The sequence below is a fragment of the Streptomyces sp. DT224 genome, assembly GCF_049844595.1.
Taxonomy (GTDB): domain Bacteria; phylum Actinomycetota; class Actinomycetes; order Streptomycetales; family Streptomycetaceae; genus Streptomyces.
This window is the reverse complement of record NZ_JBNCLI010000006.1, coordinates 259,576-285,922: the sequence shown is the minus strand read 5'-3', so window position 1 is coordinate 285,922 and position 26,347 is coordinate 259,576. Positions and strand designations below refer to the sequence as shown.

Sequence of the window (26,347 nt, the reverse complement as noted above, 5' to 3'; positions counted from 1 at the left end):
CCGGAATGGGCCGAAAAAAAGGCCCCGGACCTGTGGGGGTACGCGCGCGTGGCCGGCTACGGCAGCTCGTAGTTCCCGTCGAGCACCGCGCCCTTCTCGGGGTGGTTCTCGTCGTAGCCGTGCGGGTCGCACTGGAGGCCGCCCTTGATGCAGTGGGTGACCATCGCGTCCAGCGTGGCGGTGTCCCAGGCGTTCATGAAGTCGTAGTGGAACGAGTAGCCCGCCCCGCTCGCCAGCCTCACCTGCGACATGTCGCCGTTGACCGGCCACGCCATCTTGAACTCGATCATCGGCAGCGCGACCGGGTGGTCCGCCGGGCAGGAGTTGTAGTTGGCGCCGCCCGCCACCGGGTACGCCATGTGGCTCTTGTGGTCCGGTGTGTCCAGATGGACGCCGTCCCAGCAACTCGGCGCCTGGAGGCGCAGGTTGAGCTGGACGTCCCGGCGGTCGGGGCAGGTGGCGGGGAAGTCGTAGTTCTTGAAGGAGTCACCGCACTCCCAGCCCTCCACGGTGCCCTTGAGGTTCTGGAACTCCTCCTTGCTCTGCATCGGGCTGCCGACGACGAACCGCAGGCCCTTGGGGAAGGGGCGGACGCTGCGGTAGTCGGTGACGCCCGACTTGTAGTAGATGGTCTGGACGCCGTCGGGGAGGACCTTCTGGTCCCCCTTGAACAGGCTCGGCATCCAGTACGCCGACTTGTCGCCGGGCGCCAGGCACGTGGTGTCGCCGGTCTCCAGCGAGGCGGCCGTGGTGCCGGCGTTGGTCGTGGTGTTGCCCATGAACGTGTGGTCGTGGGACTTGCCGGGCTGGCCCGGATAGACGATCGGGTCGTCCGGCGCGGTGTGCGTGGGGGCGCACTTGGCCTGGAACTCGTGGAAGTACGCGGTCGGCGGGACGTCCGTCGAGGGGGTGACCCCGGTGACCGGCGGGTCGGCCATGATGTAGCCGTCCCCGTCCGGGTCGTCGCCGGACGCCCGGGTGGACGCCGGCATGCCGGGCATCCCCGGCATCGAGTAGGCCGCGTGCTCGGTGTGCGCTGCGGCGCTCGTCTCGGGTGCCGCGTTCGCCGTCGCCGCGATCCCGGCGATCCCGGCCGCGGTCAGGCTCAACGAGGTGAACAAGAGCAGTCCGGTGAGGGTTCTGGACCTCCGTGGCATGGAGAGACCTCCTGCGCGTCGTGGGGGAGTGCGGGGGTGGAGGAGAGCGCCCGGCCGGGAGGACGGAAGCGCTGTGGGGATTGCTGGAGAGCGCTCTCCCGTTGGGAGTGTTCCGTCCCTGACAAGAGCGTGTCAATACTTCGTGTCGTCCCTTCACGAGCCGTCGCCGTCCGTTACGGGGATGCCGAGCGCCCCCAGGAACGCCGTTGTGGCAGGGGTACGGCCGAAGCGGCTCCAGGTCGCGTGCTGGACGCGGACCGGTGCGTCGGAGACCTCGATCGCGACGATGCCGGGGAGCCGGTCGGCGTACGCCGGGGGCAGCATCGCCACCGCCAGGCCGGGGGCGACGAGGCTCGCGATGTAGTCCGCGGTGGTGACCTCGAAGGCGACGTCCCGGGTGAGTCCGGCGTTGGCGAACGCCTGGTCGGTCTGGGCGCGTCCGGCCGTGCCCGCCGGGAAGTCCACGAACACCTCGGAGGCGAGTCTCCGCAGGTCCACGGAGGTCGCCCCGGCCAGCGGATGGTCCGGGGCGACCACGGCGACGAGCCGGTCCCGGGCCAGTTCGTGGCGGCCGACGCCCCGGAGGACGGCGGTCGCGGGCAGCCCCAGGAAGGCCACGTCGAGGGTGCCCTCGCGGACCTGCTCGGCCAGCTCGTCGCTGGCGCCCACGCGCAGGCTGACGCGGACGTGGGGGTGACGCCGCCGGAAGTCGCCCAGGGCGGCCGGGATGTCGACGGCGGTGACGGTCGGGATCAGGCCCACCGCGAGCCGCCCGCGCACCTCGCCGACCGCCGCCGCGACCTCGGCGGCGGCACGGTCTGCGGCCTCCAGGCACTGGCGGGCGGCCGGGAGGAACGCCTCGCCGGCCGGGGTGAGCCGCACCCGGCGGGTGGTCCGCTCGAAGAGCCGCCCGCCCAGCTCCCGCTCCAGGCGGGCGACCTGATGGCTCAGGGCCGACTGGACGACGAGGCACCGCTCGGCGGCCCGGGTGAAGCTGCCGGTCTCGGCCACGGCGATCACGTAACGCATCTGTTGGAGTTCCACGGGTGCATCGTCCATTCATCGTGGATCGAGATCAATGCGGTGACGGACATGTGTTGGACTCATCAATGGGCCTGGGCCGAGACTTCGGGACATGACAAGCCGACCCACGCGGGGGGCTGCCGGGGCGCTGCCCCGTACCGCCCTGACCGCACTCGCCCCGGCGGTGTGGGGCACGACCTACATCGTCACCACGGAGTTCCTGCCGGCCGGGCACCCGCTGTTCGCCGGTCTCCTGCGCGCCCTGCCCGCCGGTCTCATCGCCCTCGCCCTCACCCGCACGCTGCCGCGCGGCGTCTGGTGGGGGAAGGCGGCGGTGCTCGGCGTGCTCAACATCGGGCTCTTCCTGCCGCTCCTGTTCATCGCGGCGGAGAGGCTGCCGGGCGGGGCGGCCGCCACCCTCGGCGCCGCGCAGCCACTCGTCGTCGCCGTCCTCGCGGTGGCCGTCCTGCGCCGGCCCCTGTCCGCCCGGCCCCTGCTGTGGGGCGCTACGGGGGTGCTGGGCGTCGGCCTCGTGGTCATCGGGCCCGGGGCGGGGCTGGACGCCGCCGGGGTGGCCGCGGGCCTCGCCGGGGCGGCGACGATGGGGCTCGGGGTGACGCTCACCAAGCGGTGGGGGCGGCCCGAGGGCGTCGGCCCGCTCGCCTTCACGGGCTGGCAGCTCACCGCCGGGGGCCTCTTCCTGGCGCCGGTCACCTTCCTGGCCGAGGGCGCGCCGCCCGCGATCGACGGCCGCGCCGCGCTCGGCTACCTCTGGCTGGGCCTGATCGGCGGGCTGCTGACGTACGCCCTGTGGTTCCGGGGGATCGGCGCCCTGCCGGTGACCTCGGTCGCCGTCCTCGGCCTGCTCTCGCCGCTGGTCGCGGCCGGCCTCGGCGCGCTCGTCCTCGGCCAGACCCTCGGCCCGGTCCAGCTGGCGGGCTTCGCGCTCGCCCTCGCCTCGATCGTCGGGGGCCAGCTCCCCGGGCGCGCCCCTGTCGTCCCCCCAACTCCCGTACCGGAAGGGACCCCTCGATGAGGATCGCCGTTCTCGGAGCCGCAGGCATGGCCGGCTCCCGCGTCGTCACCGAAGCCGCGCACCGGGGCCACGCGCTCCTCGCGGTGTACCGCTCCACCCGCCCGGACACCCTGCCGCCCGGCGTCACCCCGGTGGCGGGCGACGCGGACGACCCCGACGCGATGGGCGCCCTGTTCGAGGGGGCCGACGCGGTGGTGGCCGCGACCCGCCCGCCCGTGGGGCGCGAGCACACGATCGCGGCGACGACGGCCGCCCTGCTCGACGCGGCGGCGAAGACCGGGACGCGCATCCTGGTCATCGGCGGCGCGGGCCCGCTGGAGGTCCCCGGGCACCCCGGGCGACTGGTGCTGGACGACCCCGCGTACGTACCGCCGCAGTGGCGCACGGTCGCCTCAGCCAGCTCCGCCCAGCTCGCCGCCTGCCGGGCGCACCCGGCCGCCGACTGGACCTACCTCAGCCCGCCGGCCGTCCTGGAGCCGGGGCCGCGCACGGGTGCGTACCGCCGGGGCACGACGACCCTGCTCACCGCGGAGGACGGCGCGTCCCGCATCGCGGCGGAGGACCTGGCGGTGGCGGTCCTGGACGAGCTGGAACAGCCGCGCGGGGAGCGGCACTTCACGGTGGGCTACTGACCCGGGCTCACGGTCCCGCCCGCAGGACCTCCGCGACGACCGGGCCCGCCGCGTCGCCGCCGTGGCCGCCGGACTGGACGAGGGCGGCGGCCGCCAGGTCGTTGCTGAAGCCGGTGAACCAGCTGTCGGAGGTGGCGTGGCCGTCGATCTCCGCCGAGCCGGTCTTGGCGCCCTTGGTGCCGCCCACGTTCGCCATGGCCTGGGTGGCGGTGCCCTCGGGGGCGGTCGCGGTGTAGCGCAGCATCTCCGTGAGCTGGGTGGAGACGCCGGGCGGCAGCGGGGTCGCGGTGGCGAAGGTCCGGTTGTCCAGGGACTGCGGCACGACGAAGGGCTGCCGGAAGCGGCCGTTGACGGCGGTGGCGGTGACCGACGCCATGTTGAGCGGGTTCATCTGGACCTTGCCCTGGCCGATGAACGAGGCGGCGGTCTCCGCATCCTGGGATTCGGGAACGCTCCCGTCCGTGGTTGCGATCCCGGTCTTCCAATTGTCGCCGCCGAGCCCGAAGTACTGGGCTGCCTCGGTGTGGAGGGCGGAGTCCCGCTTCGTCTCCCCCAGGGGGTCGATGGGCTTGATGAACGCCGTGTTGCAGGACCTCGCGAAGGCCCGCTTCAGTGTGGGGTTGTCCGTCATCGCGAAGTTGTTCAGGTTGTGGAAGGGCACACCCTTCCAGGTCACCCGGGCCGGACACTCGACGGCCCCCTCGGCGCTGCCCAGGCCGTTCTGGATGATCATCGCGGCGGTGATGATCTTCATCGTGGAGCCGGGGGCGACCTTGCCCTTCCGGGCCGCGTCGAAGCCGTCGGCCCGGTTGTTCGCGATGGCCCGGATCGCCCCCGTCGACGGCTCGACCGCCGCGACCGACGCCTCCGCGAACTTCTTCACGCCCCGCTCGGCCGCCGCCTGGATCTTCGCGTCGATCGTCGTCTGCAGCTTGCCCGGCTTGCCCTTGACCAGGGTCAGCAGCGTCCGGTCCGCGTCGTCGGCGTTCGCGCTGTTGATCCAGGTCTCGATGCCCGTCGTGCCGCCGGCCTTCTCGCCGTACTTCTTGCGCAGCTCGTCCAGGATGCCGCCGAGCGACGGGTACTTCTCCTTGGTGAGCACCTGCCCGCTGCGGTCGAGTGCCTCGATCGACGCGGTGGAGGACTCGCCGGTCTCCAGCGACTCGCCCTTGGCGAGGTCCGGGTGGATGACGGAGGGCTCCCAGTCGACCAGCGGGCGGCCGGTGGTCAGTCCGCGTACGACGGTGAGCTTCGAGGCGTACGACCAGGACTTCGTCGTGCCCTGGTACGAGACGGTCGCCTTCACGGTGTACGGGACGGTCGAGCCCGTTGCCGTGCCCGGGGTGATCACCGCCTTGGTGACGTGCGCCGTGTCGCTGTAACCGGTCAACGCGGTCTCCGCGTCGGCCTTGTTGTTGGTGAGCGCCGCCGCGACCGCCGCGTCGCCCTCCGCCCACGCGGCGAGGAACTTCTTCGACGTGTCGGCGATCTCCTCCCCGGTGACCGGGCCCGACCTCACCTCGGAGGAGTCGGCGGCCGTGCTCGTGTTGCCGCCGACACCGCTGTCCCCGAGCCCGTCCAGGATGTTGTACGCCCCGTACCCCACCCCGCCCAGGACGAGCGCGAACACCCCGCCGACTATGCCTACCTTCGCTCCACTGCGCATTTTCTGCTGTCCCCATCCCCCGGAGCTTGCTTCTTGAACGCGTTCAAGAAGGCTGTACGGGGCACCTTACGGGACCGTAGTGACGGGAGTACCGGTTGTTATCGGAATGCGACCGGACACGGCGTGAAGGGTGGGATGGATGTCCGTTCAGATCCAGGTGTCCAGCCACATCCGGTCCCGCCACGAGTCCTCCGGGATCGGCGTCCCCGTGAACAGCGGCCAGAAGTAGATGAAGTTCCAGATGATCAGCAGCACCAGCACACCCGCCGCCACCGCCCCCAGCGTCCGCCGCCGCTCGCCCGAGGGGTCGGGCCTGGCGAGCCCGAGTTCGTACCGGGGTCCCGTCTCCGCCGCGGGCCCCAGCATCGCGCCGATCATCATCGACACCGCCAGGCACAGGAACGGCACGAACACGACCGCGTAGAACAGGAAGATCGTGCGCTCCTGGTACAGGAACCACGGCACCCACCCCGCCGCCACCCCGCACGCGATCGCGCCGGCGCGCCAGTCGCGGCGGAACACCCAGCGCCACAGCACGTACACCAGGGCGAAGCAGGCCGCCCACCACAGCAGCGGCGTCCCGATCGCCAGCACCTCGCGGGAGCACTTCCCGGTCACCGACTCCGCGCAGCCGTTCTGCTCCTCGTAGAAGTACGAGACGGGCCGGCCCAGCACGATCCAGCTCCACGGGTTGGACTGGTACGTGTGCCCGGACGTCAGGTGCACATGGAAGTCGTACACCTGGTGCTCGTAGTGCCACAGGCTGCGCAGCCAGTCCGGCAGCCAGGTCCAGTTGCCGCCCTTGCCGTCCGTCGTCGCCCAGTCCCGGAAGTAGCCGTGCCGGTCCGGCGAGTTCCGGACGATCCAGCCCGTCCAGGACGCGAGGTACGTGACCAGCGCGACCGGGACCACCGAGACGAACGCCGGGAGCACGTCCCGCAGCAGCACCGCCGTGTACGGGCGCACGGCCCCGGCGGTGCGGCGCGCGCCCACGTCCCACAGGACGGTCATCAGGCCGAACGCGACCATGATGTACAGGCCGTTCCACTTCGTGGCGGCGGCCAGGCCCAGCGAGACACCGGCGGCGATCCGCCACGGCCGCCACCCCAGGCGCAGGGTCTCCGCGATCCCCGCGTCCGGGCGCAGCACGCCCTCCTCGTCCACCGAAAGCGCGGCCGCGAGCCGGCGCCTGGCCCAGTCGCGGTCGATGAGCAGGCAGCCGAACGCGGCCAGCACGAAGAACATCAGCACCAGGTCGAGCAGCGCGGTGCGGCTCATCACAAAGTGCAGCCCGTCCACCGCGAGCAGCACGCCCGCCAGGCAGCCGAGGAACGTCGAGCGGAACAGCCGGCGGCCGATCCGGCACAGCATCAGCACCGACAGCGTGCCGAGCACGGCGACCATGAACCGCCAGCCGAAGGGCGTGAACCCGAACATCTGCTCGCCGAGGCCGATGATCCACTTGCCCACGGGCGGGTGCACCACGTACCCGGGGTCGGTCGGCACCGGCACCTGCGAGGGGTCGTTCAGGATCAGCTTGTCGACGTCCTTGGGCCACGCGCCCTCGTACCCCTGGTTGATCAGCGCCCAGGAGTCCTTCGCGTAGTACGTCTCGTCGAATATCACCGCGTGCGGGCTGCCCAGCTTCCAGAAGCGCAGCACCCCCGCGACCGCCGCGACCAGCAGCGGACCGCCCCACGCCGACCAGCGCACCAGCCGCTCCGCGAGCAGCGGCGGCACGCCGAGCACCGCCCACAGCTGGTTCCCGGGCCGGGTGTACGGCGGGATCAGCCGCTCCCGCAGCCCGATTCCCGGGCGCGGGGAATGGCCGAAGCGGCGCAGCCGCCGCTGCCAGGAGGTCGTCTCCGGGCCGTGCTGTTCCCCGGCGTCTTCGCCCTGCCGGGCTTCGGGCGCAGTACTCGTCACCGCGCCATCGTAGGGAACACGTCTGTGGGAGCGGTGTTCCCCGTGCGGGAGGATGGGGCTTGTGACTGGAACGACTGGAACGCTCGTGCTCGCAGGGACCCCCATCGGCGACCTGGCGGACGCCCCGCCCCGCCTCGCCGCCGAACTGGAGGCGGCCGACGTCATCGCGGCGGAGGACACCCGCAGGCTGCGCCGGCTGACCCAGGGGCTCGGCGTCCACACCACGGGACGCGTCGTCTCGTACTTCGAGGGCAACGAGTCCGCCCGTACGCCCGAACTCGTGGAGGCGCTGGCCGGCGGGGCCCGGGTGCTGCTGGTCACGGACGCCGGAATGCCGTCCGTCTCCGACCCGGGCTACCGGCTGGTCGCCGCCGCCGTGGAGCAGGACATCAAGGTCACCGCCGTGCCCGGCCCGTCCGCCGTGCTCACCGCGCTCGCCCTGTCCGCGCTGCCGGTGGACCGGTTCTGCTTCGAGGGGTTCCTGCCGCGCAAGGGCGGCGAACGCCTCTCCAAGCTCCGCGAGGTCGCCCGCGAACCCCGCACGATGGTCTTCTTCGAGGCCCCGCACCGCCTGGACGACACCCTCGCCGCGATGGCCGAGGTCTTCGGCGCCGAGCGGCGGGGCGCGGTGTGCCGCGAGCTGACCAAGACGTACGAGGAGGTCAAGCGCGGCCCGCTGGGCGAGCTGGCCGCCTGGTCGGCCGCCGAGCAGGTCCGCGGTGAGATCACCGTCGTGGTCGAGGGCGCGCCCTCCGGCGGGGAGGACCTGGACGCCGACGAGCTGGTGCGCAGGGTGCGGGTGCGCGAGGAGGCGGGGGAGAGGCGCAAGGAGGCGATCGCCGCCGTCGCCGCCGAGGCGGGCCTGCCCAAGCGCGAGGTGTTCGACGCCGTCGTCGCGGCAAAGAACGCTGCTCGGACCGGCCACGCGGACGGCAAGGGACTATCGTGAAAAGCAAAGCGAGAGCCGCGTACCGGCCCCTTTGACCACGAGAAGGCCAAAACCGCTCCAACACTCGACAGGGCCGGTGCGCTCCCGCCGGAGAAGGCGTCCACTGGAAGGCAGGGCGCATTCCCCGGAGTGCTTGTCCGACGGACAAGAGGAGCAGGCATGAGCGACACCACAGCAGCCACCGCGCACGAGGCATACGCATTCGCCTGCATGAGGTGCGGACACGGGTGGGAGCAGGCGTACGAGATAGAACACCACGTCGACGCGTCCGGCCACGCCTACGTGACCTACAAGGCGGACGGCGAGCGGGTGCCCTCGCCCCTCTCCACCCCCACCTGCGCCAACTGCGGCGGGCACGTCGTGCGGATCATGCGGGCCGGCCGGGTCTCGACCGTCCAGCAGCTCATGTACAACCAGAACCGTTCCCAGCCCGCCGCCGGGCCGCTGATCCCCGAGGAGCCCGCCGAGGAGCCCGTGGCCGCCACCGCCGTTCCGGCCTCCGGCCACCACTGGCACCTCTCCGACCTCCTGCACCCGTTCCGGAAGTAGGGCGAACGGCCGCGGTCCTCGTACGATCGTGGCCATGAGCCGCACCGAAGCCCCGCCCCTTCCGGAACCCCTCCGGGTGCCGGTCGCCGATTCGCACACCCACCTGGACATGCAGGACGGCACCGTCGAGGAGGGCCTGGCCAGGGCCGCCGCGGTGAACGTGACGACCGTGGTCCAGGTGGGCTGCGACGTGAAGGGGTCCCGCTGGGCCGCCGAGACCGCCGCCGCGCACGCGAACGTGCACGCGGCGGTGGCCCTGCACCCCAACGAGGCGCCGCGCATCGTGCACGGGGATCCCGATGGCTGGTCGCGGCAGGGCGCGCGCGAGGCGGGCGGCACCGCCGCGCTGCACGAGGCCCTCACCGAGATCGACGCGCTGGCCGCGCTGCCGCACGTACGCGGGGTCGGCGAGACCGGACTCGATCACTTCCGGACCGGCCCCGAGGGCATGGCGGCCCAGGAGGAGTCCTTCCGGGCCCACATCGAGATCGCCAAGCGCCACGGCAAGGCCCTCGTCATCCACGACCGCGAGGCCCACGCGGACGTCCTGCGCGTCCTCGCGGACGCGGGGGCGCCCGAGCGGACCGTCTTCCACTGCTACTCCGGCGACGCGGACATGGCCCGGGTCTGCGCGGAGGCCGGCTACTTCATGTCCTTCGCCGGGAACATGACCTTCAAGAACGCCCAGCCGCTGCGCGACGCGCTGGCGGTGGCCCCGCTGGAACTGGTCCTGGTCGAGACGGACGCCCCGTTCCTGACGCCGGCCCCGTACCGGGGGCGGCCCAACGCGCCGTACCTGATCCCGGTGACGCTGCGGGCGATGGCGGCGGTGAAGGGGCTGGACGAGGACACCCTCGCCGAGGCGATCGCGGAGAACACGGCCCGGGCGTTCGACTACTGAGCGGGTGCCGAGCTCCGTGAGTCGACTTGCGGAGCTCGCGGGCCCCGTACGCTTTACAGGTGAGCACCACTGAGCCCGACGCCCTCCTGGGCCCCGCAGACATCCGCGAACTCGCCGACACCCTCGGCGTACGCCCCACCAAGCAGCGCGGGCAGAACTTCGTCATCGACGCCAACACGGTCCGCCGGATCGTGCGGACGGCGGAGGTCCGGCCGGACGACGTGGTGGTCGAGATCGGCCCCGGCCTCGGCTCGCTGACCCTCGCGCTGCTGGAGGTCGCCGACCGGGTCGTCGCCGTCGAGATCGACGACGTACTCGCGGCGGCCCTGCCCGCCACCGTCGCCGCCCGGATGCCCGCCCGCGCCGACCGCTTCGCGCTGGTGCACTCGGACGCCATGCTCGTACGCGAGCTGCCGGGCCCGCCGCCCACGGCGCTGGTCGCCAACCTCCCGTACAACGTCGCCGTGCCGGTGCTGCTCACCGTGCTCGACCGCTTCCCCAGCATCGAGCGCACGCTGGTCATGGTGCAGGCCGAGGTCGCGGACCGGCTGGCGGCCCGGCCGGGCAACAAGGTCTACGGCGTGCCGTCGGTGAAGGCGAACTGGTACACGGACGTCAAGCGCGCCGGGTCCATCGGCCGCAAGGTCTTCTGGCCCGCGCCGAACGTGGACTCCGGGCTCGTCTCGCTGGTGCGCCGCCGCGAACCCGTGGCGACGACCGCGAGCAAGGCGGAGGTCTTCGCGGTGGTGGACGCGGCGTTCGCGCAGCGCCGCAAGACGCTGCGCGCGGCACTCGCGGGCTGGGCCGGTTCCGCACCGGCCGCCGAGGCCGCCCTGGTCGCGGCGGGTGTCTCGCCGCAGGCGCGCGGCGAGTCCCTGACGATCGAGGAGTTCGCGGCGGTCGCCGAGAACAAGCCCGCCGGCCCGAACGCGCCGGCCGCCGAGACCGGGAGCGCGCAGTGAGCGTCACCGTACGGGTCCCCGCCAAGGTCAACGTCCAGCTCGCGGTCGGTGCCGCGCGCCCGGACGGCTTCCACGACCTGGCCAACGTCTTCCTCGCCGTCGGCCTGTACGACGAGGTCACCGTCACCCCCGCCGACAGCCTGCGCATCACCTGCTCCGGGCCGGACGCGGCCCAGGTCCCGCTGGACGCGTCGAACCTGGCCGCGCGGGCGGCGTCCGCGCTGGCCGCGCGCCACGGCGTCGCGCCGGACGTGCACATCCACATCGACAAGGACATCCCCGTCGCCGGCGGCATGGCGGGCGGCAGCGCGGACGGGGCCGGCGCGCTGCTGGCCTGCGACGCGCTGTGGGGGACCGGCACGCCGCGCGAGGACCTGCTCGCCCTCTGCGCCGAGCTGGGCAGCGATGTGCCGTTCAGCCTGGCCGGCGGCGCCGCGCTCGGCACCGGCCGGGGCGAGCTGCTGACCCCGGTCGAGGTGGGCGGCACCTTCCACTGGGTGTTCGCGGTGGCCGACGGCGGGCTCTCCACCCCGGCGGTGTACCGCGAGTTCGACCGGCTGACCGAGGGCACCCGCGTCCCCGAGCCCGTGGCCTCGGACGCCCTCCTCGACGCGCTGCGGTCGGGCGACCCGAAGGCCCTGGCCGCCACCCTGGGCAACGACCTCCAGGCCCCCGCGCTGGCCCTGCGCCCCTCCCTCGCCGCGACCCTGGCGGCGGGCACGGAGGCGGGCGCGCTGGCGGCCCTGGTCTCCGGCTCGGGCCCGACGACCGCGTTCCTCGCGGAGGACGAAGCGACGGCCCACGCGGTGGCCGCCGCCCTCACCGTCTCGGGGACCTGCCGCACGGCGCGGACGGCGGTGTCCCCGGCGCCGGGGGCGACGGTCCTGTAGGCGGTCAGCCCACCCGTACCGACGCCTTCGCCAGCTCGTACGCCGGCAGCATGCCCCCGTGCTCGTCCGCGTCCAGGCCGCCCAGATGCACGACGACCGGGCCCTCGGGGGTCGAGAGGGCGAAGGCGCGGGCGGGGCGGTCCTCGTCCATGAGCGCGCTGTGGAGCGTGTAGGTCACCTCGGTCAGCGACCGGCCGCCGCTCGTGACCTCCCTGTACGTCGCCTCGGAGGCGTTCTCGTCCGCTCCGACGAAGCCCTTCAGCGCCTCGCGCGGGGTGAGGGCCGCGGCCTTCGCCCGCCACACCCGCAGGAAGCCGATCTGCCCGGCCGGCTTGGCGTCGATCTCGCAGGCCATGGTGACCGGGCCCTGCTCGGCGAGCTCGGCGAACTCCGAGTCCGGGTCGGCCTCGACGGCCTTCGGCTTCCAGTCCTCCGCCAGGTCGAACGTCACCGGCAGTTCGCAGCCGGAGCCGGCGCCGCCGACCGTGCCGCCCCTGGCCGCGGTCTTCACCGCGGGCGCCGCGGACTTCTCCGCCTTCGCGCCGTCGTCGGATTCCGTGTCCGACGAGCAGCCGGTCAGCGCGGCGGCGGCCAGCAGTACGGGCAGCAGCCCGCGAACCGTACGACGTGTCATGACCATCCCCGCCCCCTGATCGTTTGCGCGCAAGGTACACCGGGGCGGGCAGGCGCTCGTACGGAGGTCCGTGCGGCGGCGACTACGCTGGAAGGCCGGAGTCTTCCTCGTAGCTGGAGCGTTCGTGGCCGTCAACCTCATCAATGTCGAGCAGGTCAGCAAGGTCTACGGCACCCGTGCCCTGCTCGACGGTGTCTCCCTCGGCGTCTCGGAGGGCGACCGGATCGGTGTCGTCGGCCGCAACGGCGACGGCAAGACGACCCTGATCCGGATGCTCGCCCGGCTGGAGGAGGCCGACACCGGCCGCGTCACGCACAGCGGCGGGCTGCGCCTGGGCGTCCTCACCCAGCACGACTCGCTCGACCCCGAGGCGACCATCCGCCACGAGGTCATCGGCGACCTCGCCGACCACGAGTGGGCGGGCAGCGCCAAGATCCGCGATGTGCTCACCGGCCTCTTCGGCGGGCTCGACCTGCCGGGCTTCGAGAACGGCCTGGACACCGTCATCGCCCCGCTCTCCGGCGGTGAGCGGCGCCGGATCGCGCTCGCCAAGCTGCTCATCGCCGAACAGGACCTGATCGTCCTGGACGAGCCGACCAACCACCTCGACGTCGAGGGCATCTCCTGGCTCGCCGGCCATCTGCGCGCCCGCCGCTCCGCGCTGGTCTGCGTCACCCACGACCGCTGGTTCCTGGACCAGGTCTGCACCCGCATGTGGGACGTGCAGCGCGGCACGGTCCACGAGTACGAGGGCGGCTACAGCGACTACGTGTTCGCCCGCGCCGAACGGGAGCGGATCGCCGCGACCGAGGAGACCAAGCGGCAGAACCTCATGCGCAAGGAGCTGGCCTGGCTGCGGCGCGGCGCCCCCGCCCGCACCGCCAAGCCCCGCTACCGCATCGAGGCCGCCAACGAGCTGATCGCGGATGTGCCGCCGCCGCGCGACACCAGCGAGCTGATGAAGTTCGCCAACGCCCGGCTCGGCAAGACCGTGTTCGACCTGGAGGACGTCACCGTCCAGGCCGGCCCCAAGACCCTGCTCCAGCACCTCACCTGGCAGCTCGGCCCCGGCGACCGCATCGGCCTGGTCGGGGTCAACGGCGCCGGCAAGACCTCGCTGCTGCGGGCGCTCGCCGAGGCAGCCCGCAGCGAGGGCGAGGTCCAGCCCGCCGCCGGGAAGATCGTCGTCGGCAAGACCGTCCGGCTCGCCTACCTCTCCCAGGAGGTCCACGAGCTGGACCCGAACCTGCGCGTCCTGGAGGCCGTCCAGCAGGTGCGGGACCGGGTGGACCTCGGCAAGGGGCGCGAGATGACCGCCGGGCAGCTCTGCGAGCAGTTCGGCTTCGCCAAGGAGAAGCAGTGGACGCCCGTCGGCGACCTCTCCGGCGGTGAGCGGCGCCGGCTCCAGATCCTGCGCCTGCTGATGGACGAGCCCAACGTGCTCTTCCTGGACGAGCCGACCAACGACCTCGACATCGAGACCCTGACGCAGCTGGAGGACCTGCTCGACGGCTGGCCCGGCTCCATGATCGTGATCTCCCACGACCGATTCTTCATCGAGCGCACCACGGACCGGGTCATGGCCCTCCTCGGCGACCAGGCGCTGCGGATGCTGCCGCGCGGCATCGACGAGTACCTGGAGCGCAGGCAGCGCCAGGCCGCGACGTCCGCCCCCGCGGCCGCCCCGGCCGCCGCGCGGACCGCCGCCCCGGCGCCCGCGGTCTCCGCGCAGGCGGCCCGCGCGGCCAAGAAGGAGCTCCAGAAGGTCGAGCGGCAGCTGGAGAAGATGTCGACCCGCGAGACGACCCTGCACGCCCAGATCGCCGAGAACGCCACGGACTTCGAGAAGGTGGCGAAGTTGGACGCGGAGCTGCGCGAACTGGTCGCGGAACGCGACGTGCTGGAGATGCGCTGGCTGGAACTGGCCGAGGACGCCTGACCGTCGTCACGCGTGGGGCGGGTGGTACAAAGAAGCCTCGCCCGGTGCGGGCCAGGACCGTGCCGCTTTCACCCCAGGGGGACGGGTCCGATGAGCCAGCCGCCCGGACAGCAGCCGCCGCAGGGCGGGTTCGGCGCACCGTACGAACCGGCGGCTGGCCCGTACACCCAGCCGCCCACCCAGCCCGGCTACGGCTACCCGCCGCAGGGCTACGGGCAGCCCGGGCCGAACCCGTACACGCAGCCCGGCCCGTACACGCAGCCCGGGCCGTACACGCAGCCCGGGCTGCACCAGATGCCCACCCAGCAGCAGTACGCCGCCCCCGCGCCCGGCGGGCCGCAGGGCCGGGGCGGGCCGTTCCGGGGCCGGGCCGCGAAGATCGTCGGGGCCGTGGTCGCCGTGGCGCTCCTCGCGGGCGGCGGGATCTGGTTCGCTTCCGGAGGCGACGGGGGCAACGACAAGCCCCTGGCCGGGCCGACCCACTCCGCCAAGCCCACCGTGGCGCCGTCGCCGACCAAGGGCGGGGCCACCGGGGAGCCGGTGGCCAGCCCGGAGGAGGAGGCCCGGACCATCAACGCCGGGGCCAAACCCGGCGAGGCGAAGGTCGCCTGGATCCAGAAGGGCGGCATCGACCTGCCGCGCAACGGCGAGGACCAGTTCGGCCCGTGGTTCGCCGGGGACGTCGTCGTCCGGGCGCTGTTCCACACGGTCTCCGGCTACTCGGTCTCCGACGGCACCCTGCGGTGGAACCTCCGGCTGCCGGCCAAGATGTGCTCGGCGCCCTCGCAGCCCACCGCCGACGGCAGGATCGTCCTCGGGATCAGGCACGACTCCGCCGCCGACGCCGACTGCGACACGCTCCAGATGGTCGACCTGAAGACGGGCAAGGCCGGCTGGCGCACGTCGTACGTCCGCAAGGGGGTCTGGGACGGGCTCTCCGACCTCGCGATGTCCATCAACGGTGACACCGTGACCGTCGGCCGTACCGGCCGGACCGAGGGCTTCCGGGTCAGCGACGGCAAGCAGCTCTTCGGCGAACGGCCCGGGAGGTGCCAGCCGTTCGGCCTCGCCAGCGGCCCGGTGGCCATCGCGGCGGTGAGCTGCCACACCGCCGACGACCAGTACAAGGACCAGCAGCTCCAGCGGATCGACCCCGCCACCGGCAAGGCGCTGTGGACCTACAAGCTGAAGAAGGACTGGGAGGTCGCCCAGATCCTCTCCGCCAGCCCGCTGGTCGTCTCCCTGAAGCGCCCGGAGAAGTGGGCGATCCTCGTCCTCAACGCCGACGGCACCTACCGCTCCCAGCTCTCCGGCGGCCCCGGCGACTATCAGCTCAAGTGCGAGCGGGACATGATGTCGCTCGGCCGGAACCTGGACAACTGCGTGGGCGTCGCCGCCGACGCGAACACCTTCTACATGAGCACCAAGTACGGCGAGTTCGGCGAGCTCCACGCCAACAAGGTCGTGGCGTTCGACCTGGACACCGGCACGTTCCGCTGGTCGGCCGACGCACCCGGGGGCCAGGCCGTCACCCCGCTGCGCACCGAGGGCGGCAAGCTGCTGATGTACGTCCACGCCGCCAAGGGCAAGGGCGGCGGGATCGCCACCCTCCCCTCGACCGGCGGCACGCCGCGGTTCGTGCGGCGCCACCCGGCGTCCGGCGCCGACCTGGAGCGCGGCATCTACGAACCGCGCATCGTGTACACCGGGGGCCGCACCGTGCTGTTGGCGTCACGTCTCAGCGGCATCAGCGGCGACGACGAGGTGGACATGCGCTCCATGGTGGCCTTCGGCGGCTGACGGTCCGAAGCATCACGACGGCATCACGGCCCGGTCCTCCCTTGGGAACAGGGGCGGACCGAACCGGAAGGCCCTCTCGGGCGGGTGGTACAAAGAAGTCCCGCTCGACTGACGTGACACTGCGGGATCCATGCCCGATTCGCTCCATTTCGCCGTGGTCCAGGGGATCTTGCCCCGAGGCGCCGGTGAGATCGCGGGGGAGTCCGGAACGGGCACCGGACCGCACGAAGGGGGACGCGCTGATGACCCAGCCGCCCGGACAGCAACCGCCGCAGGGAGGCTTCGGCGCTCCGCAGGAGCCGCCGCACGGGGTACCGCAGCCGCCCCAGGGCCCGCCGCAGACTCCGCCGCCCGCCGCGCCGCCCCAGGCCCCCGCCGCGCCGCCGACCCCACCGCCCACGCAGCCGGGCTACGGCTACCCGCAGCAGCCGGGCCCGTACGGCCAGCCGCAGCAGCAGCCCGGTCCCTACGGCCAGCCGCAGCAGCCCGGTCCCTACGGGCAGCAGCAGCCCGGCCCGTACGGCCAGCAGCCCGGCCCCTACGGGCAGCAGCAGCCGGGTCCGTACGGCCAGCAGCCGCAGGCCGGGTACGGCTTCCCGCCGCAGCAGCACCCCGGCGCGCCCGTGCCGCCCGGCCCGAACGGCCCCGGCGGCGGCAGCCCGTTCAAGCGCAAGCCCGCCCTGATCATCGGCGCCGCGGTCGTCGCGCTCCTGGTCATCGGCGGCGGCGTGTACTTCGCGACGAGCGGCGGCGACGGCGACGACGACAAGCCGGTCGCCAAGAAGACCGAGCAGGTCGCGAAGCCGTCCGGGTCGCCCTCCGTCGACCAGGGCGACGGCAACGGCACCGGCCGGAAGGACGACGACCTCAACAGCGGCCGCAAGGACGGCGAGGCCAAGGTCCTCTGGCTCCAGAAGAACGACGTCGACCTCCCGCGCAACGGCGCGACCGTCTACGGTCCCTGGATCGTCGGCGACACCATCGTCAAGGGCATGTACCGCACGGTCTCCGGTTACTCGGTCGCCGACGGCAAGCAGACGTGGACGCTCAAGCTGCCCGCCGACATCTGTTCCGCGCCCGAGCAGACCACCGCCGACGGCAAGATCGTCATCGCGATCAAGAACGGCACCACCGACAAGGCCGACTGCTCCGCCCTCCAGCAGATCGACCTCGACACGGGCAAGGCCGGATGGAAGAAGGAGGTCAAGAAGAGCGGCCTCTTCGACATGATGTCCGACCTCTCCATGGCCATCAGCGGCGACACCGTCACGGCCGGCCGCACCGGCACGTCCAACGCCTACCGGGTCAGCGACGGCAAGGAGGTCTTCGGCAAGCGGGGCGGCAACTGCGAGCCGTTCGCCTTCGCCGGCGGCCCCAAGCTCATCGCCGCGGTCAACTGCCGCACGGACGACATCGAGAACCCGCAGCAGGAGATCGAGGAGCTCGACCCGAACACCGGCACGGCGAAGTGGACCTACAAGGCCGCGCGCGGCTGGGAGGTCGACAAGGTCTACTCGGTGAGCCCGCTCATCGTCTCCTTCACCAAGGGCGACAGCGACGACAAGAAGTGGACCGTTGTCGCGCTCCGCGAGAACGGCACGCTGCGCTCCCAGCTGAAGAGTGACAAGGGCGACAAGTTCGCCCCGGAGTGCGGCGGCGGCTTCTCCATCTTCGGCCAGCAGCTCCAGGACTGCACCGGCGTCGCGGCCGACGCCAACACCTTCTACATGTCCACGGCGGACGACTCCAGCGGCTCCGCCCGCACCAACAAGGTCGTCGCGTTCGACCTGAACACCGGCAAGACGAAGTGGAAGGCGAACGCCCCCGCCGAGGAGACCATGAAGCCGCTCGGCATGGAGGGCGGCAACGTCCTGCTCTACGTCGAAGGCGGCTACGGCAAGGGCGGCGGCATCGCGACCCTCTCCCCGGCCGGCGGCAGCCCGAAGACGGTGCTCAAGCACCCGGACTCCACCTCGGAGATCGAGCGCTCCTTCTACAACCCGAAGATCCGGTACGCGGACGGGCGTTCGTTCATCGCGAGCGGGCGGGTCAGCGCGAGCAACGACAAGGAAGAGATGGAGACGAAGACCATGATGGCCTTCGGCAACTGACGGCTCACCCCACCCGGACGAACCCGACCGACCCCCCCTTCCCCGAGGTACGCAACGCCATGACCCAGCCGCCCCAGCAGCCGCCCAACGACCCGCCCCAGGGCGGCTTCGGCGCGCCGCAGGACCCGCCGCCCGGCGGATTCGGCGCGCCGCAGGATCCGCCCGCCGGTGGCTTCGGCGCCCCGACCCCGCCGCCCCCCGGCCCGCCCCAGCAGCAGCCGGGCTACGGCTACCCGCAGCCGCCCACCCAGCCCGGCTACGGCTTCCCGCAGGGCCAGCCGCCGCAGCCGCCCACCCAGCCCGGCTACGGCTTCCCGCAGGGCCAGCAGCAGCCGTACGGCTACCCGACCGCACCGATGCAGCCGGCCTACCAGCCGCCGCAACAGGGCGGGAGCGGGAAGAAGTTCTCCACCCAGGCGCAGATCATCGTCGCCGCCGTGGTCGCGGTCGCCCTGATCGTCGGCGGCGGCATCTGGTACGCCTCCAGCGGCGGCGACGACAAGAAGGACGAGGCGGGCTCCTCCGCCGGCACCTCCGGCGAGAACAAGGGAGGCAAGGGCGACGACGGCGGGAAGGGCGGCTCCACCGGCGGCAAGGAGAAGGCCCCGGCGAACGTCGACTCGACCGTCGGCTTCCAGCTCCCGCAGCCCAAGGTCACCGACGTCACCACCGTCGACGGCTCGTGGATCACCGACAAGGCGTACGTGAAGACGGGCGTCAACGAGATCGTCGGCTACGACCTGGACAAGGGCACCAAGCTCTGGTCGATCCCGCTGGACGGCCAGGTCTGCGCCGCCTCCCGGCACATGAGCAAGGACTACAAGACCGCCATCCTCTTCGAGGAGGCCAAGCGGACGAAGGCCAAGAACTACCAGCAATGCAACAAGGTCGGCGGCCTCGACCTGGCCACCGGCAAGCTGCTGTGGAGCAAGTCGGTCACTGCCTCCACCAGCGGTGACCGGCCGGTCCGCTTCGACGAGGTCACCCTCAGCGGCACCACGGTCGCCGCCGGCGGCTCCGGCGGCGGCGCCGCCTTCAAGCTGGACACCGGCGCCGAGCTCTGGAAGCCGAAGGCCAGCACCGACGGCTGCTACGACCAGGGCTACGGCGGCGGCGAGGCCCTGGCCGTCGTCCGCAAGTGCGGTACGTACGACGACCCCCAGCTCATCATCCAGGCGCTGAACCCGACGACGGGCGCCCCGCTCTCCTCGTACAAGATGCCGGCCGGCGTCGACTACGCGAGCATCGTCTCCACCAAGCCGCTCGTCGTCGCCGCCGACGTCGGCGACACCGCCGGCGACGGCAGCAGCATCTCGGACTTCTTCTCGATCGACGAGGCCACCGGCAAGCTGAAGATCCGCATCTCCGCCGACGCCGAGAAGTACGCGGCCCGGTGCGGCTCCACCGAGGTCGAGCAGTGCCAGCACCTCGCCGTCGGCAACAACCGCCTCTACCTGCCGACCGAGGAGCACGAGGGCACCGGCGAGAGCTTCAGCCGGACGAACGAGATCGTCTCCTTCGACCTCACCACCGGCAAGCAGACCGGCGACCGGGCCGACGCGGGCGAGAAGTTCACCATGTTCCCGCTGCGCATGGACGGCAAGAACATCATTGCGTACCGGGAACCCCCGTACGACAAGGGCGGTGAGATCGTCTCCATCGACGGCAGCACCTTCGAGCAGACGGTCCTGATGCGCAACCCGTCCGACGACGCCGTCCGGGACGCGGAGACCAGCTTCACCGCGGACTACGCGGAGTTCCGCTACGAGCAGGGACGCTTCTTCATCTCCGAGACGATGATCAGCGCCCCGCGCAAGAGCTCGCTGGACGACAAGGAGTACCTGGTGGTGTCCTTCCACACCAGCTGAGCACGCCTCACATGGGGGGTGGAACCGGCCGGTTCCACCCCCACACGCGTACCCGGCCGTGTAACTTGCAGGCCCTGGAGGGCCGGGGGGCCCGTGCCGTGGTGACGGGGGGATGGGCGATGGGTGTCCGGCTGATGGTGGTGGACGACCACCGACTGCTCGCCGAGGCCCTGGCCTCGGCGCTGAAGCTGCGCGGCCACCGGGTGGTGGCCGCCGCCGCGCCCACCGCCGGGGCGGCGGACCTGGTCGTCGGACGGGCCCCGGAGGTCTGCCTGTTCGGCACCGCGTCGCCCGCCGTGCCCGGCACGTTCGACCCCGTCGTCCGGATCCGGCGCGAGCGCCCGCAGACCGCGGTGGTCGTGCTCGGCCCGGTCCCCAGCCCGCGCGGGATCGCCGCCGCCTTCGCGGCCGGGGCCGCCGGGTACGTCCGGCACGACGAGCGGATCGAGGGCGTGGAGCGCGCCATGGTCAAGGCCAGGGCCGGGGAGGCGGCCATCGCGCCCCAGCTCCTCCAGGGGGCCTTCGCCGAACTGCTCGACCCGGTGGCCCAGCCGGACGACGAGGGCCGCCGGCTGCTGCGGCTGCTCACCCCGCGCGAGGTCGAGGTGCTGGTCCGGGTCGCGGAGGGCGACGACACCCGGCTGATCGCGGCCGGGATGCGGATCGCGCCGAGCACCGCCCGTACGCACGTCCAGCGCGTCCTGATGAAGCTCGGCGTGGGCTCCCGGCTGGAGGCCGCCGCACTGGCCGCCCGGACCGGGCTGCTGGACCGGGCGGCGGTGACACGCCAGGGGCCGGACCCCGTCGGCTGACGGTGTCCGGCCCCTCGGGGGTGTCCTGGCGGTCAGGGCCGGGTCCGTCTGACCGGCCCGACCGCCAGGACACCCCCTGTCACGTAGGACGTACTAGCCGGCCGGGGTGTCCTCCGGCGCGGGCTCAGGGGCCTGGGCCGGGCGCAGCTTCATCCAGACCAGGAAGAACAGGCCGAGCACCAGCATGGCGAGGCCGGTCCAGAGGTTGATGTGGACGCCCTGGGCCTTCTTCAGGTCCTCGTCGGACGGGCTGATCCCGGCGATCGTCACGATGATCCCGTAGACCACGAAGAGGCCGCCGATGATCCGCCGGATGTCGAAGAGGCGGGCCGCCGTGGCGGACTTCTGCTCCAGGTCGGAGACTTCCTTGTGCAGGTCGGACATGGTGGGTTGCTCCGATCAGAACGAGTAGGGGACGTAGCACAGGGCGGCGAGCACGATGGCTCCCCAGCCCAGGAGTGCGGGCCTGCGGTACCAGGCGCTGTCGCCCTCCTCGGGCACCTCGGGGGCCCCCGGGGACTCGGTTCCGTAGACGAGGCCGGCGAGTTCGGCCTCGGGCTTGGGAGCGGTGAAGAGCGTGACCGCGATCATGACGACCGCGCCGGCGACGAAGCCGACGATGGCGGAGACGAAGTTGGCGCCCTGGTCGCTCGGGATGTCGATGACGCCCTGCTTGTAGATGACGAAGTAGTTGACCATCGCGGCCGTGGTGCCCGCGAGCAGGCCCCAGACACCGGACTTCATGGAGGCGCGCTTCCAGAACATGCCGATGATGAAGACCACGAAGAGCGGGACGTTGAAGAACGAGAAGAGCGTCTGGAGGTAGCTCATGATGTTCGAGAAGCTGGCGGCGATGAACGCGGTGCCGATGGAGGCCAGCACGCCGAGCGCCGTGATCAGCCGGCCGAAGCGCAGGTAGTACGCGTCCGACTGGTCCTTCTTCACGTACCGCGCCCAGATGTCCGTGGTGAACACGGTGTTGAACGAGGAGACGTTGGCGGCCATGCCCGCCATGAACGCGGCCAGCAGACCGGTCACCGCGATGCCGAGCACACCGTTCGGCAGCAGCTCGCGCATCAGCAGCGGGATCGCGTCGTTGTACGTGGTGCCGGAGCCGTCGGTGCCGATGTTCGGCACGACCACGGCGGCGACCAGGCCCGGGATCATCACGACGAAGACGATGAACATCTTCGGGAAGGCCGCGATCAGCGGGGTGCGCTGGGCGGCCGAGAGGTTCTTCGCGGACAGGGCGCGCTGCACCTCGGCGAAGTTCGTCGTCCAGTAGCCGAAGGAGAGCACGAAGCCGAGGCCGAGGACGATCGTCAGCCAGTTGGCGCCGAGCGGGTTGGCGTCACCGATGCCGGTACCGCCCCAGGCCGACATGAAGTTCGAGCCGTGCTTCGACGTCAGCGAGTCGCTCAGCCCGTCCCAGCCGCCGACGCGCTTGAGGCCCAGCAGGGTCAGCGGGATCAGCGCGGCGAGGATGACGAAGAACTGGAGCACCTCGTTGTAGATCGCGGAGGAGAGTCCGCCGATCGTGATGTAGACGAGGACGAAGAGGCCCGCGACGACGATCGCGACCCACTGCGGCCAGCCGAGCAACGCCTCCACGACGATCGACAGGGCGTACAGGTTGACGCCCGCGATCAGGATCGCCGAGAAGGCGAAGAGTATGGAGCTCAGCAGGTGCGCGGACTTGTCGAAGCGCTGGAGCAGGAACTCCGGCACCGAGCGCACCTTCGAGCGGTAGTAGAACGGCATCATCACGAGGCCGAGGAAGACCATCGCGGGGATGGCGCCGATCCAGTACCAGTGCACCACCGCGACGCCGTACTGCGCGCCCGTCGCCGCCATGCCGAGGATCTCGGTGGCGCCGAGATTCGCCGCCACGAAGGCCAGACCGGTCACCCATGCGGGCAGTGACCGTCCGGAGAGGAAGAAGTCGAGGCTGGTCTTGACACTCGCCCGGGCGGCGAAGCCGATGCCGAGCACCACGACGAAGTAGATCGCCAGGATCGTGTAGTCGAGCCCGTTCGTGGGGAGCCGGAGCTCTGCTGCCAGATAGTGCATGTGGGGGTCTCGCTTCGTTTCGCGAACTGAACTCGAAGGAAACTACGCTCTTGTGTTCGGAAAGTGAACACTTCCCTAGAGGTTCTTTGTTTGTTTGTGATCGTATTGCCGGAATCCCCGGCTTCAAGCGGCCGTGTCGCCCTCGCTCGGCTCGCCTGCCCCCGCCGTCGACTCATTGACGCATCTGTTGACTTGTGGTTCATTGTGTTGGGTTATGTTTGGTGGGAGGAGTCTGGTGAAGAAGACGGTTACGACGCTCGCCGACGGCCGGGAGCTGATCTACTACGACAGCCGTGACGACCTCGTGCGCGAGGCCGTTGACACGCGCCCCCTCGACGCCGTCTCCACCTCGTCCGAGATCCGGCGCGACCCCCTCCTCGGTGACAGCGTGGCCATCGCCTCGCACCGCCAGGGCCGCACCTACCACCCGCCCGCCGACGAGTGCCCGCTGTGCCCCTCGCGCGAGGGCCGCCAGAGCGAGATCCCGGAGCCCGACTACGACGTCGCCGTCTTCGAGAACCGCTTCCCCTCGCTCGCCGGCGACTCCGGCCGCTGCGAGGTCGTCTGCTTCACCTCCGACCACGACGCCTCGTTCGCCGACCTCACCGAGGAGCAGGCGGGGCTCGTCCTGGACGCCTGGACCGACCGCACCGCGGCCCTGGCCCGGCTCCCGCAGGTCAAGCAGGTGTTCTGCTTCGAGAACCGGGGCGCCGAGATCGGCGTCACGCTCGGCCACCCGCACGGCCAGATCTACGGCTACCCCTTCGTCACCCCGCGCACCGAGCTGATGCTCCGCTCGATGGCCGCCCACCACGCGAAGACCGGCAGCAACCTCTTCGACGACGTGATCGCCCGCGAGGAGGAGGACGGCTCCCGGATCGTGCTCGCCACCGCGCACTGGATCGCCTTCGTCCCGTACGCGGCCCACTGGCCGTACGAGGTCCACCTCCACCCGCGCCGCCGCGTCGCCGACCTGCGCGAGCTGGACGAGGAGGCGCGCACGGAGTTCCCACAGGTCTATCTGGAACTGTTGAGGCGATTCGACCGGATCTTCGGACCCGGGGAGCCGCCGACCCCGTACATCTCCGCCTGGCACCAGGCGCCGTTCGGGGTCCCCGGGCGTGAGGACTTCGGGCTCCACCTCGAGCTTTTCACCATCCGACGGACCTCCGGCAAGCTGAAGTTCCTCGCGGGTTCCGAATCCGGCATGAGCGTGTTCATCAACGACGTGCCGCCGGAGACCGCGGCCCAGCGACTGCGAGAGGTAGCGAGCCAGTGAGCAAGACCCCGAAGAAGTACCTGGTCACCGGCGGTGCCGGCTACGTGGGCAGTGTCGTCGCCCAGCACCTCCTGGAGGCCGGCCACACCGTCACCGTCCTCGACGACCTCTCCACCGGCTTCCGCGAGGGCGTCCCGGCCGGGGCCGACTTCATCGAGGGCCGGATCCAGGACGCCGCGAAGTGGCTCGACGCCTCCTACGACGGGGTCCTCCACTTCGCCGCGTACTCCCAGGTCGGCGAGTCCGTCACCGACCCCGAGAAGTACTGGCTCAACAACGTCGGCGGCTCCACCGCCCTGCTCGCCGCGATGCGCGACGCCGGGGTGCGCACCCTGGTCTTCTCCTCCACCGCCGCGACCTACGGCGAGCCGGTGTCCAGCCCCCTCACGGAGACCGACCCCACCGCCCCGACCAGCCCGTACGGCGCGACCAAGCTCGCCGTCGACCACATGATCACCGGGGAGGCCGCCGCCCACGGCCTGGCCGCCGTCTCGCTGCGCTACTTCAACGTGGCCGGGGCGTACGGCGACTGCGGCGAGCGGCACAGCCCCGAGTCCCATCTCATCCCGCTGGTGCTCCAGGTCGCCCTCGGACAGCGCGAGTCGATCTCCGTCTACGGCGACGACTACCCGACCCCGGACGGCACCTGCGTCCGCGACTACATCCACGTCGCGGACCTGGCCGAGGCGCACCTCCTGGCCCTCGACGCCGCCGTCCCGGGCGAGCACCTGATCTGCAACCTCGGCAACGGCAACGGCTTCTCGGTCCGCGAGGTCATCGAGACGGTCCGCGAGGTCACCGGCCACCCCGTCCCCGAGACCGCGGCCCCGCGCCGCGCCGGCGACCCGGCCGTCCTCGTCGCCTCCGCCGCCACCGCCAGGGAGCGGCTCGGCTGGCAGCCGTCCCGCGCCGACCTGGCCGGAATCGTCTCCGACGCCTGGACGTTCGCCCGCCGAGAGGAGCCCACCGCACCATGACCGAGGACCACGCAGAGCTCACCGCCTCCTTCACCGCGCTGTACGGAAGCGAGCCCGAGGGGATCTGGGCCGCACCCGGCCGGGTCAACCTGATCGGCGAGTACACCGACTTCAACGACGGCTTCGTCATGCCGCTCGCCCTCCCGCACACCGCGCGCGCCGCGGTCGCCCGCCGCACCGACGGCGAGCTGCGGCTGCACTCCACCGATGTGCCCGGCGGAGTCGTCCGGCTGCGCGTGGACGGGCTGACCCCCAACGAGGGCCACGGCTGGGCCGCCTACCCGGCCGGCGTCGTCTGGGCGCTGCGCGAGGCGGGCCACGAGGTCACCGGCGCCGACATCCAGCTGACCTCCACCGTCCCCACGGGCGCCGGGCTCTCCTCGTCCGCCGCCCTCGAAGTGGTCACCGCCCTCGCCCTCAACGACCTCTTCGGCCTCGGGCTCGACGCGGCGGAGCTCGCGGTCCTCGCCCAGCGCGCGGAGAACGCGTTCGTCGGCGTCCCCTGCGGGGTCATGGACCAGATGGCGTCCGCCTGCTGCACCGAGGGCCACGCCCTGCACCTGGACACCCGGGACCTCGGCCGCCGCCAGGTGCCCTTCGACCTGGCCGCGCGCGGGCTGCGGCTCCTCGTGGTCGACACCCGCGTCAAGCACGCGCTCGGCGACGGGGCGTACGCGGAGCGCCGGACCGGCTGCGAGGAGGGCGCCCGCCTGCTCGGCATACCCACCCTGCGCGACCTGCCGTACGAGGAGCTGGGCGCGGCCCTGGACCGGCTCGCGGAGCTGGGCGCGGACGAGTCCGTCGTGCGGTACGTGCGCCATGTGGTCGGCGACAACCAGCGCGTCGAGCAGGTCATCGCGCTGCTCGACGCGGGCGACGTGCGCGCGGCGGGCCCGGTCCTCACGGCGGGGCACGTCTCGCTCCGCGACGACCTGCGGGTCTCCTGCGTGGAGCTCGACCTCGTGGTCGAGGCGGCCAACGCGGCCGGGGCGCTCGGCGCGCGGATGACCGGGGGCGGCTTCGGCGGCTCGGCGGTCGTGCTGGTCGAGGAGGAGCGGGCGGACACGGTCACCAAGTCCGTCCTGGAAGCGTTCACCGCGGCCGGCTACGGCACCCCGGGCATCTTCCCCGCGGTGCCGTCGGCGGGGGCGCGCCGGCTGGTCTGA

22 protein-coding genes are annotated in these 26,347 nt (G+C 72.0%); 15 read left to right on the top strand and 7 right to left on the bottom strand.

The genetic code is table 11. The annotated features are described in order from the left end of the window. Positions 1-56: 56 nt before the first annotated feature. On the bottom strand, positions 57-1,157 hold the full coding sequence (locus tag ACLQ2N_RS17090; protein WP_425813778.1) for a DUF1996 domain-containing protein: 1,101 nt from the start codon (positions 1,155-1,157) through the stop codon (positions 57-59). Positions 1,158-1,310: 153 nt separating this feature from the next. Next, positions 1,311-2,201: a LysR family transcriptional regulator gene (locus ACLQ2N_RS17085; protein WP_425813776.1), complete on the bottom strand. Its 891-nt coding sequence runs from the start codon at positions 2,199-2,201 to the stop codon at positions 1,311-1,313. A 91-nt stretch (positions 2,202-2,292) separates the two neighbouring features. On the opposite strand from ACLQ2N_RS17085, the gene ACLQ2N_RS17080 reads away from it, so the two are divergent. Next, on the top strand, positions 2,293-3,216 hold the full coding sequence (locus ACLQ2N_RS17080; RefSeq protein WP_425813774.1) for an EamA family transporter: 924 nt from the start codon (positions 2,293-2,295) through the stop codon (positions 3,214-3,216). Further along, complete coding sequence (locus ACLQ2N_RS17075; protein ID WP_425813772.1) at positions 3,213-3,848, top strand: NAD(P)-dependent oxidoreductase; 636 nt, start codon at positions 3,213-3,215, stop codon at positions 3,846-3,848. Before ACLQ2N_RS17080 ends, ACLQ2N_RS17075 begins: the two co-directional genes overlap by 4 nt. Positions 3,849-3,855: 7 nt before the next feature. Here the strand turns inward: ACLQ2N_RS17075 and ACLQ2N_RS17070 are convergent, their stop codons facing one another. Together ACLQ2N_RS17070 and ACLQ2N_RS17065 are read right to left on the bottom strand one after the other, a co-directional pair. Further along, on the bottom strand, positions 3,856-5,514 hold the full coding sequence (locus ACLQ2N_RS17070) for a penicillin-binding transpeptidase domain-containing protein (RefSeq protein WP_425813770.1): 1,659 nt from the start codon (positions 5,512-5,514) through the stop codon (positions 3,856-3,858). Positions 5,515-5,661: 147 nt separating this feature from the next. Beyond that, positions 5,662-7,440 (bottom strand): dolichyl-phosphate-mannose--protein mannosyltransferase, encoded by a 1,779-nt coding sequence (locus ACLQ2N_RS17065; RefSeq protein ID WP_425813768.1) that lies wholly within the window; start codon positions 7,438-7,440, stop codon positions 5,662-5,664. A 52-nt stretch (positions 7,441-7,492) separates the two neighbouring features. Here ACLQ2N_RS17065 and rsmI point away from each other — a divergent pair, with 52 nt between their 5' ends. The 5 genes from rsmI (at position 7,493) to ACLQ2N_RS17040 (ending at position 11,691) form a co-directional block, all read left to right on the top strand. Next, on the top strand, positions 7,493-8,389 hold the full coding sequence (gene rsmI, locus ACLQ2N_RS17060) for a 16S rRNA (cytidine(1402)-2'-O)-methyltransferase (protein WP_425813766.1): 897 nt from the start codon (positions 7,493-7,495) through the stop codon (positions 8,387-8,389). Positions 8,390-8,548: 159 nt separating this feature from the next. Then, the gene (locus tag ACLQ2N_RS17055; RefSeq protein WP_425813764.1) at positions 8,549-8,938 is read left to right on the top strand and encodes a hypothetical protein; all 390 of its coding nucleotides are present in this window, start codon (positions 8,549-8,551) and stop codon (positions 8,936-8,938) included. 34 nt (positions 8,939-8,972) lie between these two features. Further along, the gene (locus tag ACLQ2N_RS17050; RefSeq protein WP_425813762.1) at positions 8,973-9,839 is read left to right on the top strand and encodes a TatD family hydrolase; all 867 of its coding nucleotides are present in this window, start codon (positions 8,973-8,975) and stop codon (positions 9,837-9,839) included. 59 nt (positions 9,840-9,898) lie between these two features. Continuing rightward, positions 9,899-10,801 carry a 16S rRNA (adenine(1518)-N(6)/adenine(1519)-N(6))-dimethyltransferase RsmA gene (gene rsmA, locus ACLQ2N_RS17045; RefSeq protein ID WP_425813760.1) on the top strand — a complete coding sequence of 301 codons (903 nt, stop codon included), beginning with the start codon at positions 9,899-9,901 and terminating at the stop codon, positions 10,799-10,801. Beyond that, positions 10,798-11,691 (top strand): 4-(cytidine 5'-diphospho)-2-C-methyl-D-erythritol kinase, encoded by an 894-nt coding sequence (locus tag ACLQ2N_RS17040; RefSeq protein ID WP_425813758.1) that lies wholly within the window; start codon positions 10,798-10,800, stop codon positions 11,689-11,691. The genes rsmA and ACLQ2N_RS17040 overlap by 4 nt, the downstream gene beginning before the upstream one ends. 4 nt (positions 11,692-11,695) lie before the next feature. Here the strand turns inward: ACLQ2N_RS17040 and ACLQ2N_RS17035 are convergent, their stop codons facing one another. Then, on the bottom strand, positions 11,696-12,331 hold the full coding sequence (locus ACLQ2N_RS17035; protein WP_425813756.1) for a lipoprotein: 636 nt from the start codon (positions 12,329-12,331) through the stop codon (positions 11,696-11,698). A 118-nt stretch (positions 12,332-12,449) separates the two neighbouring features. Here ACLQ2N_RS17035 and ACLQ2N_RS17030 point away from each other — a divergent pair, with 118 nt between their 5' ends. The 5 genes from ACLQ2N_RS17030 (at position 12,450) to ACLQ2N_RS17010 (ending at position 20,855) form a co-directional block, all read left to right on the top strand. Continuing rightward, complete coding sequence (locus ACLQ2N_RS17030; RefSeq protein WP_425813754.1) at positions 12,450-14,264, top strand: ABC-F family ATP-binding cassette domain-containing protein; 1,815 nt, start codon at positions 12,450-12,452, stop codon at positions 14,262-14,264. Positions 14,265-14,354: 90 nt separating this feature from the next. Continuing rightward, positions 14,355-16,064, top strand: a complete 1,710-nt coding sequence (locus ACLQ2N_RS17025; protein WP_425813752.1) for a PQQ-binding-like beta-propeller repeat protein — start codon at positions 14,355-14,357, stop codon at positions 16,062-16,064. 242 nt (positions 16,065-16,306) lie between these two features. Next, complete coding sequence (locus tag ACLQ2N_RS17020) at positions 16,307-18,175, top strand: PQQ-binding-like beta-propeller repeat protein (RefSeq protein WP_425813750.1); 1,869 nt, start codon at positions 16,307-16,309, stop codon at positions 18,173-18,175. 59 nt (positions 18,176-18,234) lie between these two features. Next, positions 18,235-20,043, top strand: a complete 1,809-nt coding sequence (locus ACLQ2N_RS17015) for a PQQ-binding-like beta-propeller repeat protein (protein ID WP_425813748.1) — start codon at positions 18,235-18,237, stop codon at positions 20,041-20,043. 119 nt (positions 20,044-20,162) lie between these two features. Continuing rightward, the gene (locus tag ACLQ2N_RS17010; RefSeq protein WP_425813746.1) at positions 20,163-20,855 is read left to right on the top strand and encodes a helix-turn-helix transcriptional regulator; all 693 of its coding nucleotides are present in this window, start codon (positions 20,163-20,165) and stop codon (positions 20,853-20,855) included. Positions 20,856-20,948: 93 nt separating this feature from the next. On the opposite strand, the gene ACLQ2N_RS17005 is transcribed toward ACLQ2N_RS17010, so the two are convergent. Both ACLQ2N_RS17005 and ACLQ2N_RS17000 read right to left on the bottom strand, forming a co-directional pair. Then, the gene (locus tag ACLQ2N_RS17005) at positions 20,949-21,239 is read right to left on the bottom strand and encodes a hypothetical protein (protein ID WP_425813744.1); all 291 of its coding nucleotides are present in this window, start codon (positions 21,237-21,239) and stop codon (positions 20,949-20,951) included. Between the two features lie 15 nt (positions 21,240-21,254). Further along, positions 21,255-22,925, bottom strand: coding sequence for a sodium:solute symporter family protein (locus ACLQ2N_RS17000; protein ID WP_425813742.1), 1,671 nt, complete (start codon positions 22,923-22,925; stop codon positions 21,255-21,257). 235 nt (positions 22,926-23,160) lie between these two features. Here ACLQ2N_RS17000 and galT point away from each other — a divergent pair, with 235 nt between their 5' ends. Genes galT through galK form a run of 3 tightly spaced genes read left to right on the top strand, consistent with a single transcriptional unit; the run spans position 23,161 to position 26,347 of the window. Beyond that, positions 23,161-24,204, top strand: a complete 1,044-nt coding sequence (gene galT / locus ACLQ2N_RS16995) for a galactose-1-phosphate uridylyltransferase (RefSeq protein ID WP_425813740.1) — start codon at positions 23,161-23,163, stop codon at positions 24,202-24,204. Further along, on the top strand, positions 24,201-25,181 hold the full coding sequence (galE, locus tag ACLQ2N_RS16990; protein ID WP_425813738.1) for a UDP-glucose 4-epimerase GalE: 981 nt from the start codon (positions 24,201-24,203) through the stop codon (positions 25,179-25,181). The genes galT and galE overlap by 4 nt, the downstream gene beginning before the upstream one ends. Further along, on the top strand, positions 25,178-26,347 hold the full coding sequence (gene galK, locus ACLQ2N_RS16985) for a galactokinase (RefSeq protein ID WP_425813736.1): 1,170 nt from the start codon (positions 25,178-25,180) through the stop codon (positions 26,345-26,347). Before galE ends, galK begins: the two co-directional genes overlap by 4 nt.